General features: G+C 65.5%; 14 protein-coding genes and 1 riboswitch. Of the genes, 1 reads left to right on the top strand and 13 read right to left on the bottom strand.

Annotated features, from left to right (window positions below):
- Positions 1-16: 16 nt before the first annotated feature.
- On the top strand, positions 17-865 hold the full coding sequence (gene thiD / locus ACSQ22_RS08655; protein WP_055393862.1) for a bifunctional hydroxymethylpyrimidine kinase/phosphomethylpyrimidine kinase: 849 nt from the start codon (positions 17-19) through the stop codon (positions 863-865).
- Positions 866-933: 68 nt separating this feature from the next.
- Here thiD and ACSQ22_RS08660 read toward each other — a convergent pair whose 3' ends face one another.
- From ACSQ22_RS08660 to ACSQ22_RS08720, 13 genes are all read right to left on the bottom strand, one after another.
- Positions 934-2214: a purine-cytosine permease family protein gene (locus tag ACSQ22_RS08660; protein WP_431152757.1), complete on the bottom strand. Its 1281-nt coding sequence runs from the start codon at positions 2212-2214 to the stop codon at positions 934-936.
- A gap of 72 nt (positions 2215-2286) precedes the next feature.
- Positions 2287-2391: riboswitch (TPP riboswitch) on the bottom strand.
- 37 nt (positions 2392-2428) lie between these two features.
- On the bottom strand, positions 2429-3310 hold the full coding sequence (locus ACSQ22_RS08665) for a helix-turn-helix domain-containing protein (protein WP_436130052.1): 882 nt from the start codon (positions 3308-3310) through the stop codon (positions 2429-2431).
- Between the two features lie 12 nt (positions 3311-3322).
- Complete coding sequence (locus tag ACSQ22_RS08670; RefSeq protein WP_431152759.1) at positions 3323-3682, bottom strand: nuclear transport factor 2 family protein; 360 nt, start codon at positions 3680-3682, stop codon at positions 3323-3325.
- A 129-nt stretch (positions 3683-3811) separates the two neighbouring features.
- Positions 3812-4867: an NAD(P)/FAD-dependent oxidoreductase gene (locus ACSQ22_RS08675; protein ID WP_431152760.1), complete on the bottom strand. Its 1056-nt coding sequence runs from the start codon at positions 4865-4867 to the stop codon at positions 3812-3814.
- A 124-nt stretch (positions 4868-4991) separates the two neighbouring features.
- Positions 4992-5321, bottom strand: coding sequence for a ferredoxin FdxA (gene fdxA, locus ACSQ22_RS08680; RefSeq protein ID WP_055393870.1), 330 nt, complete (start codon positions 5319-5321; stop codon positions 4992-4994).
- A 114-nt stretch (positions 5322-5435) separates the two neighbouring features.
- The gene (locus tag ACSQ22_RS08685) at positions 5436-6800 is read right to left on the bottom strand and encodes a sulfate adenylyltransferase subunit 1 (RefSeq protein WP_055393872.1); all 1365 of its coding nucleotides are present in this window, start codon (positions 6798-6800) and stop codon (positions 5436-5438) included.
- Positions 6800-7768 (bottom strand): sulfate adenylyltransferase subunit CysD, encoded by a 969-nt coding sequence (cysD, locus tag ACSQ22_RS08690; protein WP_436130053.1) that lies wholly within the window; start codon positions 7766-7768, stop codon positions 6800-6802. The genes ACSQ22_RS08685 and cysD overlap by 1 nt, the downstream gene beginning before the upstream one ends.
- A gap of 19 nt (positions 7769-7787) precedes the next feature.
- Positions 7788-8411 (bottom strand): phosphoadenosine phosphosulfate reductase domain-containing protein, encoded by a 624-nt coding sequence (locus ACSQ22_RS08695; protein ID WP_431152763.1) that lies wholly within the window; start codon positions 8409-8411, stop codon positions 7788-7790.
- A gap of 39 nt (positions 8412-8450) precedes the next feature.
- Positions 8451-8846, bottom strand: a complete 396-nt coding sequence (locus ACSQ22_RS08700) for a DUF934 domain-containing protein (RefSeq protein ID WP_436130054.1) — start codon at positions 8844-8846, stop codon at positions 8451-8453.
- Positions 8847-8876: 30 nt separating this feature from the next.
- Positions 8877-10661 carry a nitrite/sulfite reductase gene (locus ACSQ22_RS08705; RefSeq protein WP_436130055.1) on the bottom strand — a complete coding sequence of 595 codons (1785 nt, stop codon included), beginning with the start codon at positions 10659-10661 and terminating at the stop codon, positions 8877-8879.
- A 29-nt stretch (positions 10662-10690) separates the two neighbouring features.
- Positions 10691-11494 (bottom strand): sulfite exporter TauE/SafE family protein, encoded by an 804-nt coding sequence (locus ACSQ22_RS08710; RefSeq protein WP_055393880.1) that lies wholly within the window; start codon positions 11492-11494, stop codon positions 10691-10693.
- A gap of 113 nt (positions 11495-11607) precedes the next feature.
- Entirely contained in the window at positions 11608-13578 is a 1971-nt protein-coding gene (gene mnmC / locus ACSQ22_RS08715) for an FAD-dependent 5-carboxymethylaminomethyl-2-thiouridine(34) oxidoreductase MnmC (RefSeq protein ID WP_436130056.1), read from the bottom strand.
- A gap of 193 nt (positions 13579-13771) precedes the next feature.
- Positions 13772-14044 (bottom strand): oxidative damage protection protein, encoded by a 273-nt coding sequence (locus ACSQ22_RS08720; protein ID WP_015013765.1) that lies wholly within the window; start codon positions 14042-14044, stop codon positions 13772-13774.
- Between the last annotated feature and the right edge of the window lie 16 nt (positions 14045-14060).

The following is a 14060-nucleotide window of genomic DNA, read 5'->3' on the forward strand; positions in this document are numbered from 1 at the left end:
GGCCATAATTTTTGCCATGACTTCATTGACCCCACCGACCTCCGCAGCGCGCCGCTATGTGCGCGTGCTTTCCATTGCCGGTTCTGACAGCGGCGGCGGGGCGGGCATCCAGGCCGACCTCAAGACCTTCAGCGCCCTGGGCTGTTACGGAATGACGGCCATCACGGCCATCACCGCGCAGAACACCTGCGGCGTGACGGGCATCCACGGCATTCCGCCCGAGATGCTCAAGGCCCAGATCGACGCCGTGGTGCAGGACATTGGTGTGGATGCGGTCAAGATCGGCATGCTGCATTCGCCCGAGGTGGTGCGTGTGGTGGCCGATGCCATCCGCACCTACCAGCTGCCGCACGTGGTGCTCGACCCCGTGATGGTGGCCACCAGTGGCGACCGGCTCATCGCTTCAGAAACCGTGAGCGTGCTGGTACAGGAGCTGTTTCCGCTGGCCGAGGTGATCACCCCCAACCTGGACGAGGCCGGCTGGCTGCTGGGGCGCAGCATCAAGGGCGTGGAAACGCTGGACGAAGCCGCGCAGGCACTGTGCGCGCTGGGTGCACGTGCGGCGCTGCTCAAGGGCGGCCACCTGCCTGGGGACTGGGTGGTGGACGTTCTGGCCACCCGCAGCGGTGTGCGGCAGCGGCTGGAGTCTGCACGCATTGCCACGCCCAACGGGCACGGCACCGGCTGCACCCTGTCGTCGGCTATTGCGGCACACCTGGCGCAGGGCCTGCCCTTGCAGCAGGCGGTGGAGCGCGCGCGTGCCTACATTCTGGGCGCCATCGCCGCAGGGGCTGATGTGACCACCGGCCGCGGCCACGGCCCGCTCAACCACGGCTATGCGCCTGTGGCGCAGTTGGTGCTGTAGAAATTTAAGAGTTTTTAGCCGCTAGCGCTTATCTGGTAAGCGCTAGCAGCTCACAATTCGATAGCTATTCAACGGCCCCGTGGCCGTGTGGCCCAGGCCAGCAAAAAGCTGAACGCCAATGCCGGCAGCGCCGAGCCCGCACCCGGCAGCACCTTGGGAGCCAGGTGGTAGACGGCAATCCCCACCAGCCAGATCGCCACGGGCGCCGCATTCACCTTGCGCGCCGCTGCCAGCAATGCAGGTGCATCGGTGCCAAACGCCAGCCGCCCCAGGATCACGCCAAACAGCGGCACAAACACCGAGCTGAGCAGCAGCAGGAAGGGCTCCAGGCTGTGCATGGGCAAGACCAGCGCAAGGCCAGTGCATACCGCAGCCATGGCGAGGCCCCACTTGCGCACGCCCCAGCGCGGCAGCAGGCTGTGGGCCGACACCGCGCCTGAATACGTGTCGCCATAGGCGTTGTCCACTTCGTCGATCAGGATCAGTGACAGCGCAATCAGCCCGCCCTGGGCCAGCAGCAGCGCCTGCACCAGGTCCTTGCTGGGCAAGGTCAGCGCCACCAGCACACCCAGCGAGTAGCACCACATGTTGGCCAGCGCGTAACCCAGCCAGGTGCCACGCAATGCCGAGCCACCGTTCTTGCCGTGGCGCGCATAGTCGGCCACCAGTGGCAGCCACGAAATGGGCATGGCGATCACCAGATCCAGCGCAGGGAACACGCCCATGCCGCCCGCGCCCTGGCGGTTCCACAGCGCATCAAACCCCTGGGCCTGCGCCAGCGACAAAAACTGCCACGACAGCCATAGCAGCGACAACACCACGAGCGGCAGCGCCACGCGCGCAATCACCTTGCGCACCAGCTGCACCATCGATCCGCTGATGAGCAGCATCACCACGCCGCCCCACAGCAGCGTGGCCAGCACCGGCCAGTGCGCACCGGCCATGCTGCCCGACTGCTGACCGATGGCCACGGTGGCATCGCGCATCACCACCAGCTCGAACGTGCCCCAGCCCACCAGCTGCACGATGTTCAGGATGATGGGCAGGCTGGCAAACGTGCGGCCATACACGGCGTGCATCAGCCCCGCACTGGCCAGACCGCTGTCGCAACCGAGCTTGGCCACCCAGCCCAGCAGGCCGGCGCCCACGATGGAGCCGGCCACGATGGCGATGAGGGCTTCTTTGGTGCCCAACGCTGGCATCAGGTACGCACCCACCTGCATGACCAGCAAGCCCACGCCCAGGCTGAACCAGAGCGAGGCGTGGTCATGCCACTGGAAGACGCGGCGGTCGGGGGAGACGGGGGCCAGCGCTTCGTTGTGGGAAGGCGCGGCGGGCGATGAGGACATGGATGGCTCCGTGGCAGTACAGAGCAGGGGCGGCCCGCCAGCGCGCCCCAAAGTCTTTTCATTCAGGGCTGGGCCAAAGCGGACGTGCTTCCCTGCGCGAGGATGATCTCAATCAGGTTCAAAGGGACTCTCTCAGTCGGTTCCGGCAGGCCGGTCTCGACACCCCTAGCGATGGCGCCCCCGAAGGAGCGCGGTTGCCATTGTAGAGGGTGGGTCAGCGCCCGGCCTGGGTGATGGGGATGGCGTAGTGCATCACGGAGTCAGCGGACGTCGGGTGGTATTGCGAGCCGTAGATTTCCAGATCCGGTCCCAGGCTGTGCGACTGGCTGGCCGACAGCAGCCAGCTGGAGTAGATGTAGTTCACCGTCGCATCGACATTCTGCGCAGGGCCCCGGTGGGTAAAGCGTGCATAGGTGGACGCGGGAATTTCCATGGCCACCATGCCCGGTGGCAGCGCACCGGGGTCCCTCACTTCGATGCAGGCCAGGTAGCGCAGCTCTTCCGTGTGCGGCCCCGCCGGTGCCACGACGCCATAGCAGACCCCGGGCACGGTGTTCGCAATCTCGTCCAACCGGGGCAGAAACTTCGCCCACAGAGGCGGCAGTTTCTGGCCCAGGTTGTTCTTTTCGGAATCGATGCCGTAGTAATTGGTGGGCAGCCCGACCAACTGCATGGCGGGCTGCTGCTGGATTTCGGGTTCCAGCGAGATGTTCTGGTGAATGTGCGCGAGGTAGCTTTGGTCAAACCGGATCTTGCGCACGAACAGCGAGCGGTTGCCCATCTTGCGGTACTGCGACGGTGTGAGCCGAAAGCAATCACGGAACGCTCGCGTGAAACTCTCCTGCGTCACGTACCCCGATGCCAGCGCAATGTCGAGCACGCTCAGCCGCGTGTTGGTCAACTGCTCCAGCGCCCGCGAGAACCGGCGCGAGCGGATGTAGGTCTTGAGGGTTTCGTTGGTCAGCGCCTTGAAGATCCGCTGGAAGTGCCACTGGCTCATCCCGGCAGCCCGCGCCACCTCGGAAAGCTGGATATCGGATTCGAGATGGGCTTCGATGAAATCGATGCCCTCCTGGATTTGCCGGAGATAAAGCACGGTGGCGTCCGTTCAAGGGGTTTCAAAGAAACCGGTCATGGCAACCAGCCGGTTCTGGTCGTTGTACCGGCCGTAGCTCACGCCTTCACCGATCACCTGGCCGCTGCCATCCACCATGTTCCACTTGGCGATGCTTTGCTGGTTGTGGCTGGCGAAGTAGTGGGTCACAAAATGGCCGCCGGGCACCTGGCTGTGAAAGTTGTCCATGTAGGCCGTCAATTGGTCCCAGCCATGGGCGGTGGCCAGCGGGTCGTTGTAGGTGCAGGCCGGGTCGAGGGACTGAGAAAACAGGGCCTCCCTGTCTGCGGCCGAGTCGGTCTTCCACGACGCGGTGTAGGTGTCCCAGATGGATTGAAGGGGTTGTTGGCTCATGGTGTGCTCCTGATGGGCGGTGAATGGAGACGCCATCGTGCCGGGCGCTTGAGCGCCTTTTTGACATTTTGTGCTTATTTGTGGGCGCGTCGTTTGGGCACGAAACGACGGTGCCCCGACTCGCCTGGACTACGTGCTGGCGGAAGGCACAGACGCCGGAGCCACACCGAGCAGCTGGTGCAGCCTTGGGCTCGTGGTGGTGTACTGCAGCGCCACCTTGTCGCCCTTGAGCGCCTCGGCGGCGCCAAAAGCCGCCAGCGTGGCCTCGTGGAAACCGCACAGGATGAGCTTGCGTTTGCCGGGGTAGGTGTTGATGTCGCCCACGGCGTAGATTCCGGGCACGCTGGTGCGGAAGGCCTCGGTGTCCACCACCAGCTGTTTGCGGTCCATGGCCAGGCCCCAGTCGGCGATGGGGCCGAGGCGGGGCGAGATGCCGAGCACGGCCACCAGCAGGTCGATTGCCAGGGAGCGGGTGCTGCCATCGGCGTCCACGACCTGCAAGGCCGTCAGCCGATCACCTGTGGTGTCGATGCCGGTGATCTGCGCGGCCTCGACATGGATGCGGCCTGTGTCGCGCAGTTGCTGCAGACGCTGCAGCAGGGCGTCGGGCGCCTGGAACACGTCGCGGCGGTGCAGCAGGCTGACGCGGGCGGCCTGGCCTTGTTCGGCCAGTTCCACGGCGCGGGCCACAGCGGGCTCGTCGCCGCCGTGCACGACCACATGGCGCCCAGCCACACCCACGCTGGCGGGCAGGTTCTGGTAGTGGACCTGGGCGCCCACAAAGCGCTCGATGCCTTCCACCTTGAGCGTGCGCGGCACAAAGGCGCCCACGCCTGCGGCAATGAACACGCTGCGGGCCAGCAGTTGCGTTCCTTGCGAGGTTTCGACCAGCAGGCGCCCATCGGCCTGCACGGTGAGTGCGGACACTAGCGTGTTCAGGTGCCACTGGGTCTTGAACGGCGCAATCTGCTGAAGCAGCAAAGCGGCCAGCTCACGCCCGGTGCAGACCGGGATGCCCGGGATGTCGTAGATGGGTTTGTCGCCGTACAGCTCGACGCACTGGCCGCCCGCATGGGGCAGGGCGTCGATCAGGTGGGCTGTGATGCCTTGCAGGCCCAGCTGGAAGACCTGGAACAGGCCCACGGGCCCCGCGCCGATGACGACAGCGTCGGTTTCTTGAATCATGCTCAAGCCACGCGCACAGCGCCCGAAACTGGCGCTGCCAAAGACCTGTTCCACCGTGGAACTGGCTTTGCCAGGCCACTGGTGGCGTCCCCCTTGGGGGATGGCGCGAAGCGACTCAGGGGGGTCACTTGACCAGTTCGTTGACCTTGCCCGGCTTGCCGTTCCATTCGTCGGCGTCGGGCAGCGCCGGCTTGCGCTTGGTGATGCTCTTCCAGCCGTCGGCAAAGGCCAGGTCGGCGTTGAGCTTGATGAAAGCAATCTGGTCGGCCGGCAGATCTTCTTCGGCAAAGATGGCGTTGGCCGGGCATTCGGGGATGCAGACGGCGCAGTCGATGCATTCATCGGGGTCGATGACAAGCATGTTCGGGCCTTCGCGGAAGCAGTCCACGGGGCACACGTCCACACAATCGGTGTACTTGCACTTGATGCAGTTTTCGGAGACGACGTGGGTCATGACAGGAGTTGTGTGGGTCGGTGAAAACCCTCAATTTTAGAAGCTTTCACCGACCTTTGGTTACAGGGTCCCTCACCCCGATGGGGTGACTGGGGTTCCGGGCGCTGATCTAGATCAGTTGACCAGCACGGCACCGGCCGTTTTGTGGCTCGCGGTGTCCACCAGGATCAGCGATCCGAGCACCCGGGCTTTGCCAAAGGGGGCGGCCGGAATCGCCTCTTGCAGCAGCAGGTCGACATGGCCGATGGCATTGGGGTCCAGCTGGGTGGCGGCTTCTTCGGCCAGCGTGTTGATGTTGAGCTTGTGCACCACGGCTTTCACCTTGGCCTTGACCCAGCGGTGGCCGTGCAGCGCCCAGTACACGCGGCCTGCGACCAGGGGCTCGTCGTCCATCCAGGCCACCGTGGTGCGCAGCTCGCGGCTGGCGGGCCATGCAGGCACGCTGGCGGGCGTGTCGAAGTCGTCTTCGGCGGGGGTGGCGACGGCAGGCGCCGCCAGAATCCAGTCGCCCCGCGAGACATCCACCTCGCGGTCCAGGATGATGCCGGCGCTGGTGCCTGCGGGCACGTCCTTGGGGCGACGGGCATGGTCCAGCACTTGCGCCACGGTCGCCAGCTGGCCGCTGGGGAAGATCTGTACAGCGGTGCCGGGCGCAAAGCTGCCCGCAGCCACACGGCCCCAGAACACACGGCGGCCTTGCGAGGTGTCGGAGGACGACGAGAACTTCTCGACCCACTGCACCGGGAAGGCCGGTGCCAGCGCTGAGTCTGCGGGGGTGTTGGGCAGTGCTTCCAGCACCTGAAGCAGCGTGGGGCCGTCATAGCCGCACCAGCCCGCATGGGCGTCCACCACGTTCCAGCCCTTGAGGGCCGACACCGGCACCATGGCGCGCACGGTGATGCCTGCCGCTTGGGCAAAGGATTGCAACGCGCCCTGGATGTGCTGCCACGCCAGCGCGGGGTCTTCCACCGCGTCGAGCTTGTTGACGGCAAACACCAGCGAGTGCACGCGCAGCAGGTGGGCCAGCAGGCTGTGGCGGCGGGTTTGGGGCAGCAGGGCCAGGCCGGGGTTCTTCCAGTCGAGCTTGGTGGCATCGACCAGCACCACGGCTGCATCAGCGCTCGATGCGGCCGTGACCATGTTGCGGGTGTACTGCTCATGGCCGGGCGCGTCGCCAATGATGAACTTGCGCTCTTCCGTGGCGAAGTAGCGGTAGGCCACGTCGATGGTGATGCCTTGCTCGCGCTCGGCGGAGAGGCCGTCGGTCAGCAGGGCCAGGTCGGTCTCGCCCTGGCGCTGCACCCCGGCGAGGTGGTCCTGCAGCACGGCCTTGCTGTCCACCAGCAGACGGCCGATCAGCGTGCTCTTGCCGTCGTCCACGCTGCCGCAGGTGATGAACTTGAGCGCGGAAATATGGTCATTTTTCCCTGTAGCGCTTGTAGGGATTGCGCTGGAAGCTATCGAATTCATAGTGGTCATCAGAAGTACCCGTCTTTCTTGCGCTTTTCCATCGAGGCATCGCTGGTCTTGTCGTCCATGCGGGTGGCGCCGCGCTCGCTCACGTCGGCGGCCAGGGTCTCGATGACGATCTCAGCCGGGGTGGCGGCGGTGCTCTCCACCGGTGCGGTGCAGGTGATGTCGCCCACGGTGCGAAAGCGCACGTCGCGTGTTTCGACCACGTCGCCTTCACGCGGCGGTGTCAGCTCGGTCACCGGCATCAACAGGCCCTTCTTGTCCACCACCTGGCGCTTGTGGGTGTAGTAGATGCTGGGCAGGGCGATCTGCTCGCGGTCGATGTATTGCCACACATCGAGCTCGGTCCAGTTGCTGATGGGGAACACGCGGAAGTGTTCGCCGGGCTGCAGGCGCGTGTTGAACAGCGTCCACAGCTCAGGCCGCTGGGCCTTGGGCTGCCATTGGCCAAAACTGTCGCGGTGGCTGAAGATGCGCTCTTTGGCGCGTGCCTTTTCTTCATCGCGGCGGGCGCCGCCGATCAGGGCGTCAAAGCGGAATTCCTCGATCGCTTCGAGCAGCGTGACGGACTGGTGCACGTTGCGCGATTCGCCGGGGTGGGCCAGTCGCACGGTGCCGCGTGCCATGGAGTCTTCGACATTGCGCACGATAAGTTCAGCACCGAGTTCCTTGGCGCGGAAGTCGCGAAAATCCGTCACTTCGGGGAAGTTGTGGCCCGTGTCGATCATGAGCAGCGGGTAGGGAATGCCGCCGCCGCTGGCCTTGGTGCCAAAGGCCTTTTCGGCGCACTTGAGCATGACCAGCGAATCCTTGCCGCCCGAAAACAGCAAGGCAGGGCGTTCAAAGGCGGCAGCCACTTCGCGCAGGATGAAGATGGTCTCTTCTTCCAGGGCGTCGAGGTGCGAGTTGTTGAGGTGGTAGCTCATATCGTTGGTTTTCTTCTCAAGCAGCGCGGTATCGGTCCGGGTGTTCATGGTCGGTGCTGCAGTGGAGTCAGTGGGCCAGATGCAAACCGCACTCGCGGTTGTCTTCGCCCTTGGTGGGGTCCACGTAGTCAAAGTTGTTGGGCAGGCCGTGCTTGACGCAGTATTCGTGCAGATCCTTGGACGACCAGTGCAGCAGCGGCGCCACCTTGATCAGGCCGTCAGGGTTGATGCTCACCGGGTCCATCTGTGCGCGCACAGCGGTGTCGGTGGCGCGCAGTGCGGTAAACCACACCTTGGGGGCCGTTTCGCGCAGGGCGCGGGCAAAGGGCTCGAGCTTCACCTCTTCGGTGAAGAAGGCGTGGTGCGGATCGTCCAGCGCAGGCGGGGGACCTTCGACCGCCTCGCGGTGAGCGCGCGAGCGTATCGGCAGATAGGTGAGTAGATGAAGGTTCAACTTCCGTGTCACTTCGTCGGCAAAACGGTAGGTGGCTTCAGTGTTGTAGCCATTGTCCATCCAGACCACACGCACGTCGGGCTGCACTGACGTGACCATGTGCAGGATCACTGCCTCGAACGGGCGGAAGTTGGTGGTGACGATGGTAGGCAGGTTCAGGCCCAGAGCCCATTTCACCAGGGCTGGGGCGTCACGGCCCAGGTCGGCGTTGACGGCTGCGAGATCAATTTGGTTCATGGCGTGGCGCTCTCGGGGCTATGTATGGATGTATCTCTTTCAGGCTGCGGCGCGGCAGGCAAACAGCGGCTGGGGATTGACGGCGTCGCCCTGGTAGAAGCCTGGGAACAGCTCGAATTGGCGCTGGGCATCGGCGGCATCCACCCCCTCGGCCAGCACCGCGCTGCTAAAGCCCGTGCGCTGCATCTGCACCAGTTGGTCGATCAGCACATCACCCGTGGCGCGGATTTCGCCAGCAAAGCCACGGCGGCGGCGCAGCAAAAAGGCCTGGCTGAACGCACGGCCATCGGTGAAGTTGGGGAAGTGCAGGTCCACGCGTTCCACGCCTTCCAGCGGCAGGGCTGTGGCGTCGGCATCGTTTGCCAACGCAACCACGCGGGCGTCGCCTTCCGCCGGGGGCTGGTGTTCGTGGGATGCAAGAAGTGTCAGGTTCATCATCGTTCGCAGATCGGTGGCAGGGCGGCTTCAGGCCGTGGCCAGGGTTTCGTCTTTGTGGCGGGCAAGCTTGGCGGCTTCCTTGAACGGGTCCAGGCCGGTGCGGCGCACGGTGTTCTGGAAGGTCTCGCCGCTTTCACGCAGGTCGCGGTAGGTGCTGAGCACCGCCTCGATCACGTCGGGCACTTCGGCCGCAGAGAACGAGGGGCCGATCACCTTGCCCGCCACGGCAGCGCCCGACAGGTCGGAACCATCGGAGCCGCCCAGCGTGACCTGGTACCACTCCTTGCCGTCCTTATCCACACCCAGGATGCCGATGTGGCCGCTGTGGTGGTGGCCGCAGCTGTTGATGCAGCCGCTGATGTGCAGGTCGATCTCGCCGATGTCATCCAGCTCGTCCAGGTCCTGGTAGCGCTGGGTGATGGCCTCGGCAATCGGCAGCGAGCGGGCGTTGGCCAGCGCGCAGAAGTCGCCACCGGGGCAGGCGATCATGTCGGTGAGCAACTGCACGTTGGCACTGGCCAGGCCCAGGGCCTTGGCCTCTTGCCACAGGTCAAACAGGCAGCTGGCGTGCACCCAGGGCAGCAGCACGTTCTGGTCGTGCGTCACGCGGGCTTCGCCGGCGGAGTATTTGTCCACCAAGTCGGCCAGGGCGATCAGTTGTTCGCTGGTGGCATCACCCGGCGACTGGCCGGGGCGCTTGAACGACAGTGTGACGGCGCGCAGTTGCGGGTTTTGGTGCGGGTGCACATTGCGCTGCAGCCAGCGGCCGAACATCACGTGCTCTGCCGCCAGTGCGTCCAGCGATGCCTGCAGTGCTGAGGGGGGCACATCGGCAATGTTGGCCAGCTTCGGCGTCACAAAGCAGGCCGCCACGCGGTCAAACTCAGCCTGCGGAATGGTGTGGGGGCCACCGTCGATCTCGACGATCTGGCGGTACTCTTCTTCCACATCGTCGATGTACTGCTGGCCTTCGGCCTTGACCAAAATCTTGATGCGGGCCTTGTACTTGTTGTCGCGGCGGCCGTGCTCGTTGTACACGCGCACGATGGCCTCGATGTAATTCATGATCTGGTTCCAGGGCAGGAACTCGCGGATTACGGTGCCAATCACCGGCGTGCGGCCCATGCCCCCGCCCACAAACACCTTGAAGCCGATCTCACCAGCGTCGTTCTTGAGCAGGTGCAGGCCCACGTCGTGCCAGCCCGTTGCGGCGCGGTCGTCCTTGGCACCGCTGATGGCGATCTTGAACTTGCGCGGTAAAAAAGCGAATTCGGGGTGCAGCGTGGTCCACTGGCGGATGATTTCCGCATAGGGGCGTGGGTCCACGATCTCGTCCACGGCAATGCCGGCCAGGGCATCGGTGGTGGTGTTGCGGATGCAGTTGCCGCTGGTCTGGATGCCGTGCATGTCCACAGTGGCCAGCAGGTCCATCACATCCGCACTTTTGGACAGCGGAATCCAGTTGAACTGCACATTGGTGCGGGTGGTGAAGTGGGCGCAGTTCTTGGGCAGGAAGGTGGTGCCCAGCTTGCCCTGGCCTTCCATGGCGGCCTTGAAGACGGCCGCTTCGGGTTCGTCGTATTCGCGGGCGATCTGGGCCAGCACGCGCAGCTGGCGGCTGGCGATTTCGCCGTAAGGCACAGCCACGCGCAGCATGGGGGCGTAGCGCTGCACATACCAGCCGTTTTGCAGGCGCAGTGGGCGGAAGTTGTCTTCGGGCAGCTTGCCGGTCTGCCAGCGCGTGAGCTGGTCACGGAATTGCCGTGCCCGCTGTTGCACAAATTGTCGGTCGAATTCTGTGTATTGGTACATCGTGGTCAGTGCAGTTCAGTGCGTGCAACTCAAATCAAGATCAGTTTGAAGCCCGCCCAGGCGAGCAACAGCGAGAGGATGGAGCGAATCAGGCGCTCGGGCGTGCGGGTCACCAGGCGCGAACCCAGCCAGATGCCCGGCAGTGAGCCAGCCAGCAATTGTGCAAGCAAAGGCCAGTCCACCGAGCCCAGCGAGGCGTGGCCGAGGCCCGCCACCAAGGTCAGGGGCACGGCATACGCAATGTCGGCACCAATGATGCGCGGCAGGGGCAGCATGGGGTAGACCAGCAGCAACACCGTGACGCCGATGGCGCCCGCGCCCACCGAGGTAAAGGTGACCAGCGTACCGATGACGGCACCCATCAGCACGGGCAGGCTCCAGTGGCGAGGGCGTGTGGGGTCGCCCGTGTGGCTCTTGCGGGCCGCGGCTTCGGCCGCCTGGCGCTGGGCAGAAAACGCCACCACCTTATAGAGGGTGGCCGCTGCCGTCAGCAGCAGGGCAAAACCCAGGGTGGTGGTCATCACACGCTGCGCGGTGCTGCTGGCCGGGCCCATCACCTTGAGCGCCCACAGCGCCAGCAACGCGGCCGGAATGCTGCCTGCGCAAAGCTGGCCCACCACTTTCCAGGGCACCAGGCGCTGGCGGGCCAGGCTGACGGTGCCGCCCATCTTGGTGAAGGCCGCGAACAGCAGGTCGGTGCCCACGGCCATGTGGGGCTTGATGCCAAAGAAGAAAATCAGGATCGGCGTCATCAGCGAGCCACCGCCCACGCCGGTCAGGCCCACAATCAGCCCGACCGCAAAGCCCGCAAAAACAAACGCCAATTCATGCATGGGTGCGAATGTAGGGGAGAGGCTTATGGAAGCAAACTATTGTTTCGCTCTGCTGATATGTCAATTTGCTTATAAGCAAGTGTGGGCGCGGTTTTTTAACGCGTTTTCAGCGTTTACAGACGCTCCGTTCCCAGCGCCCTGGCCAGCTTGGCGTCCAGCGGCAGGGGTTCACCTTGCAGGCGGGCTGCCAGCAGCTCGCCACAGAGCAGCGCCAGCGTCAGCCCCCGCGCGCCCATGGCGGTGTTGACCCACAGGCCCGGAAGGTCCGTGGCGTCCACAGGGCCGACGATGGGCAGGCGATCCGGCGCGGTGCAGCGCACGGCGGCCCAGGCTTTCAGGGCAGGCGGCGCTGCTGGCCCCCCTTCGGGTTCTGACGTTGCGGTGGGGGGAGCGAGCGACCCTTGGTGGAACGCGGGCGCCAATTGCGGTGCTATTGCGGGCAGCAGTGCCTGCAACTTGCCCCAGTTGGTGGAATGGGCTGCCTGAACGTCGGCGGCGCTGGGCGGCAGGGCCTGCACATCCCGCTCAAACGTGGAGCCCATTACCCAACCCCAGCCCTGGCGGCTACCCGCATCGCCGCCGAGCGGAAAGCGGGGCACCAGGTTGCCGTTGCCGTTGGCCGGAAACGGCAGCAGCGGCGCCGCAGGGTCTGCATGGTCCCCCCACGACACCTGCCCCCGAACCGGCTGCAAAGGCCAGCGGTGGTTGAGCAGCTCCAGGCTGCCAGCGCCCGCCGCAATGACCACCGTGGGTGCCTCGGCCAGCACTTGGCCCTGGGCGTCCAGCGCCTGCCAGACCGGGGCGGCAGGGTGGTCATGGGCGGCGGGGGGCTCGGCACGTCGTAGCTGTGCCACCTGGCAGCCGCCTTGCCAGCGTATGCCGGGCTGCGCCAGCAAGGCGGTGGCCAGGCGGGCCGGGCGCACCCAGCCTGCCTGGTGGTGCCAGCAGGCGGTGGCATCGGGCGGTAGCTGGGCGGCAGCCAGGGTGGCGGGGGGCGCAGGCTCGCTCCAAGCGGCGCCTGGGCCATCCAACCAACCGGGCGACAGGCCGGGCGTGCCATCGGTGCGATGCTCCAGCACGCCGCAAGGGTCCCAGTCCACGCCCTCGCTCAGCAGCCAGCAGGCCTGCTCCAGCGTGGTGCGGATGCCGCTGCGCGACAGGCGCGACAGCACGCTGTCGTCGGGCGACACATGGGGCGCAAACACCCCGGCGGGCAGGGCCGATGCGCCTGCGGCGGGCTCGGAGGCCTGGTCCAGCACTGTGACCTGCCAGCCGCGCCGGGCCAGGCTGGCAGCGGCGGCGGCGCCTGCAATGCCGCCGCCGATCACGATGCAGGGGCCGGGCAGGGCGGGTTCGGGCGTGGCCACAGGCTGGCGCGTGGCGCGCGGCTCCCAGCGTGGGTTGTAGGTGGCGTGCAGGTTGTCGCGCTTGGGCGGCACGCCGGGCACGCGGTTCACTTCAAAGCCACATTGCGCCAAGCCATCGCGCACGGCGCGTGCGATGGTCCAGGTGGCCAGCTGTGTACCGCGATGGCAACAGCGCGCCACTGCCTTCAGAGTGTGCAGGTCCCAGCTTTCGGGGTTGCGCTGGGGGCTGAAGCCGTCGAGGTAGATGGAATCCACCGTCAGGTTCTGCTGGCGCAGCATGGTCTGGGTGTCGCCCACATACAGGGTGAGCAGTACCCGGCCTTCATCAAAGCGCAGGCGGTGCACGCCCGGCAGCAGGCCCCACCACTGGCGTTGCAGTGCTTCTGCCAGCGGCGCCAGCTCGGGGTGGACCGAGGTGGCGCGCAGCAGGTCGCCTGCACTCACGGGCCAGGCTTCGGTCGATACGAAATGCAGCAGCGTGGGACGCTGCAGGTCGGCCCGCCACGCGGCCCAGGTCACCAGAAAGTTCAGGCCAAAGCCAAACCCTGTCTCCAGAATGCGCCATTGCGGCTGCCCCGCCCAGGCCTCGGGCAGGCCACAGCCGTGCAGAAACACCCGGCGGGCCTGGGTGAGGCCGCCGTTTTCGCTGTGGTAGCGATCGCCGAAGCGGGGGCTGTAGGGGGTGCCGTCCGGCAGCCACTCGATGGGTTCAGTCATGGAAACGGCAAAAGGCCGGCGTGGGGCCGGCCTGTTGGAAAGAGAAGGCGGTTTTTACCGCGAACCGCTCCAGGGTGCGTTGCGCTGCGTCACGCGCTGGGCGGGACATATCCCGCCGCAGCGTCAGCACCGCTGCCAAAAAAGTGGTTTTAGCGAAACCACTTTTTGCAGCGCTGCACTGCGCTTCGCTCCATTACGCACTGGGCGGGACGTATCCTGCCGCGGCATCTGCACCGCTGCCGAAAAAGTGATTCTCCATCTGGCGCGCCAGGTACTGGCGGGCGCGCGCATCGGCCAGGTTCAGGCGGTTTTCATTGACCAGCATGGTCTGGTGCTTGAGCCAGCCGGCCCAGGCTTCCTTGCTCACGCTTTCCCAGATGCGCTTGCCCAGTTCGCCAGGGTAGGGTGGAAAGTCGAGGCCTTCGGCTTCCTTGCCGAGCTTGATGCATTGAACGGTGCGTGCCATGGGAATTCCTTGTAGT

This window comes from Acidovorax sp. LjRoot38, assembly GCF_964252975.1.
GTDB lineage: Bacteria > Pseudomonadota > Gammaproteobacteria > Burkholderiales > Burkholderiaceae_C > Acidovorax > Acidovorax facilis.

Coding starts and splice junctions, on each gene's coding strand:
- thiD (WP_055393862.1), top strand. CDS start 17: ATGACTTCATTGACCCCACCGACCTCCGCAGCGCGCCGCTATGTGCGC.
- ACSQ22_RS08660 (WP_431152757.1), bottom strand. CDS start 2,214: ATGTCCTCATCGCCCGCCGCGCCTTCCCACAACGAAGCGCTGGCCCCC.
- ACSQ22_RS08670 (WP_431152759.1), bottom strand. CDS start 3,682: ATGAGCCAACAACCCCTTCAATCCATCTGGGACACCTACACCGCGTCG.
- ACSQ22_RS08675 (WP_431152760.1), bottom strand. CDS start 4,867: ATGATTCAAGAAACCGACGCTGTCGTCATCGGCGCGGGGCCCGTGGGC.
- fdxA (WP_055393870.1), bottom strand. CDS start 5,321: ATGACCCACGTCGTCTCCGAAAACTGCATCAAGTGCAAGTACACCGAT.
- ACSQ22_RS08685 (WP_055393872.1), bottom strand. CDS start 6,800: ATGACCACTATGAATTCGATAGCTTCCAGCGCAATCCCTACAAGCGCT.
- cysD (WP_436130053.1), bottom strand. CDS start 7,768: ATGAACACCCGGACCGATACCGCGCTGCTTGAGAAGAAAACCAACGAT.
- ACSQ22_RS08695 (WP_431152763.1), bottom strand. CDS start 8,411: ATGAACCAAATTGATCTCGCAGCCGTCAACGCCGACCTGGGCCGTGAC.
- ACSQ22_RS08700 (WP_436130054.1), bottom strand. CDS start 8,846: ATGAACCTGACACTTCTTGCATCCCACGAACACCAGCCCCCGGCGGAA.
- ACSQ22_RS08705 (WP_436130055.1), bottom strand. CDS start 10,661: ATGTACCAATACACAGAATTCGACCGACAATTTGTGCAACAGCGGGCA.
- ACSQ22_RS08710 (WP_055393880.1), bottom strand. CDS start 11,494: ATGCATGAATTGGCGTTTGTTTTTGCGGGCTTTGCGGTCGGGCTGATT.
- mnmC (WP_436130056.1), bottom strand. CDS start 13,578: ATGACTGAACCCATCGAGTGGCTGCCGGACGGCACCCCCTACAGCCCC.
- ACSQ22_RS08720 (WP_015013765.1), bottom strand. CDS start 14,044: ATGGCACGCACCGTTCAATGCATCAAGCTCGGCAAGGAAGCCGAAGGC.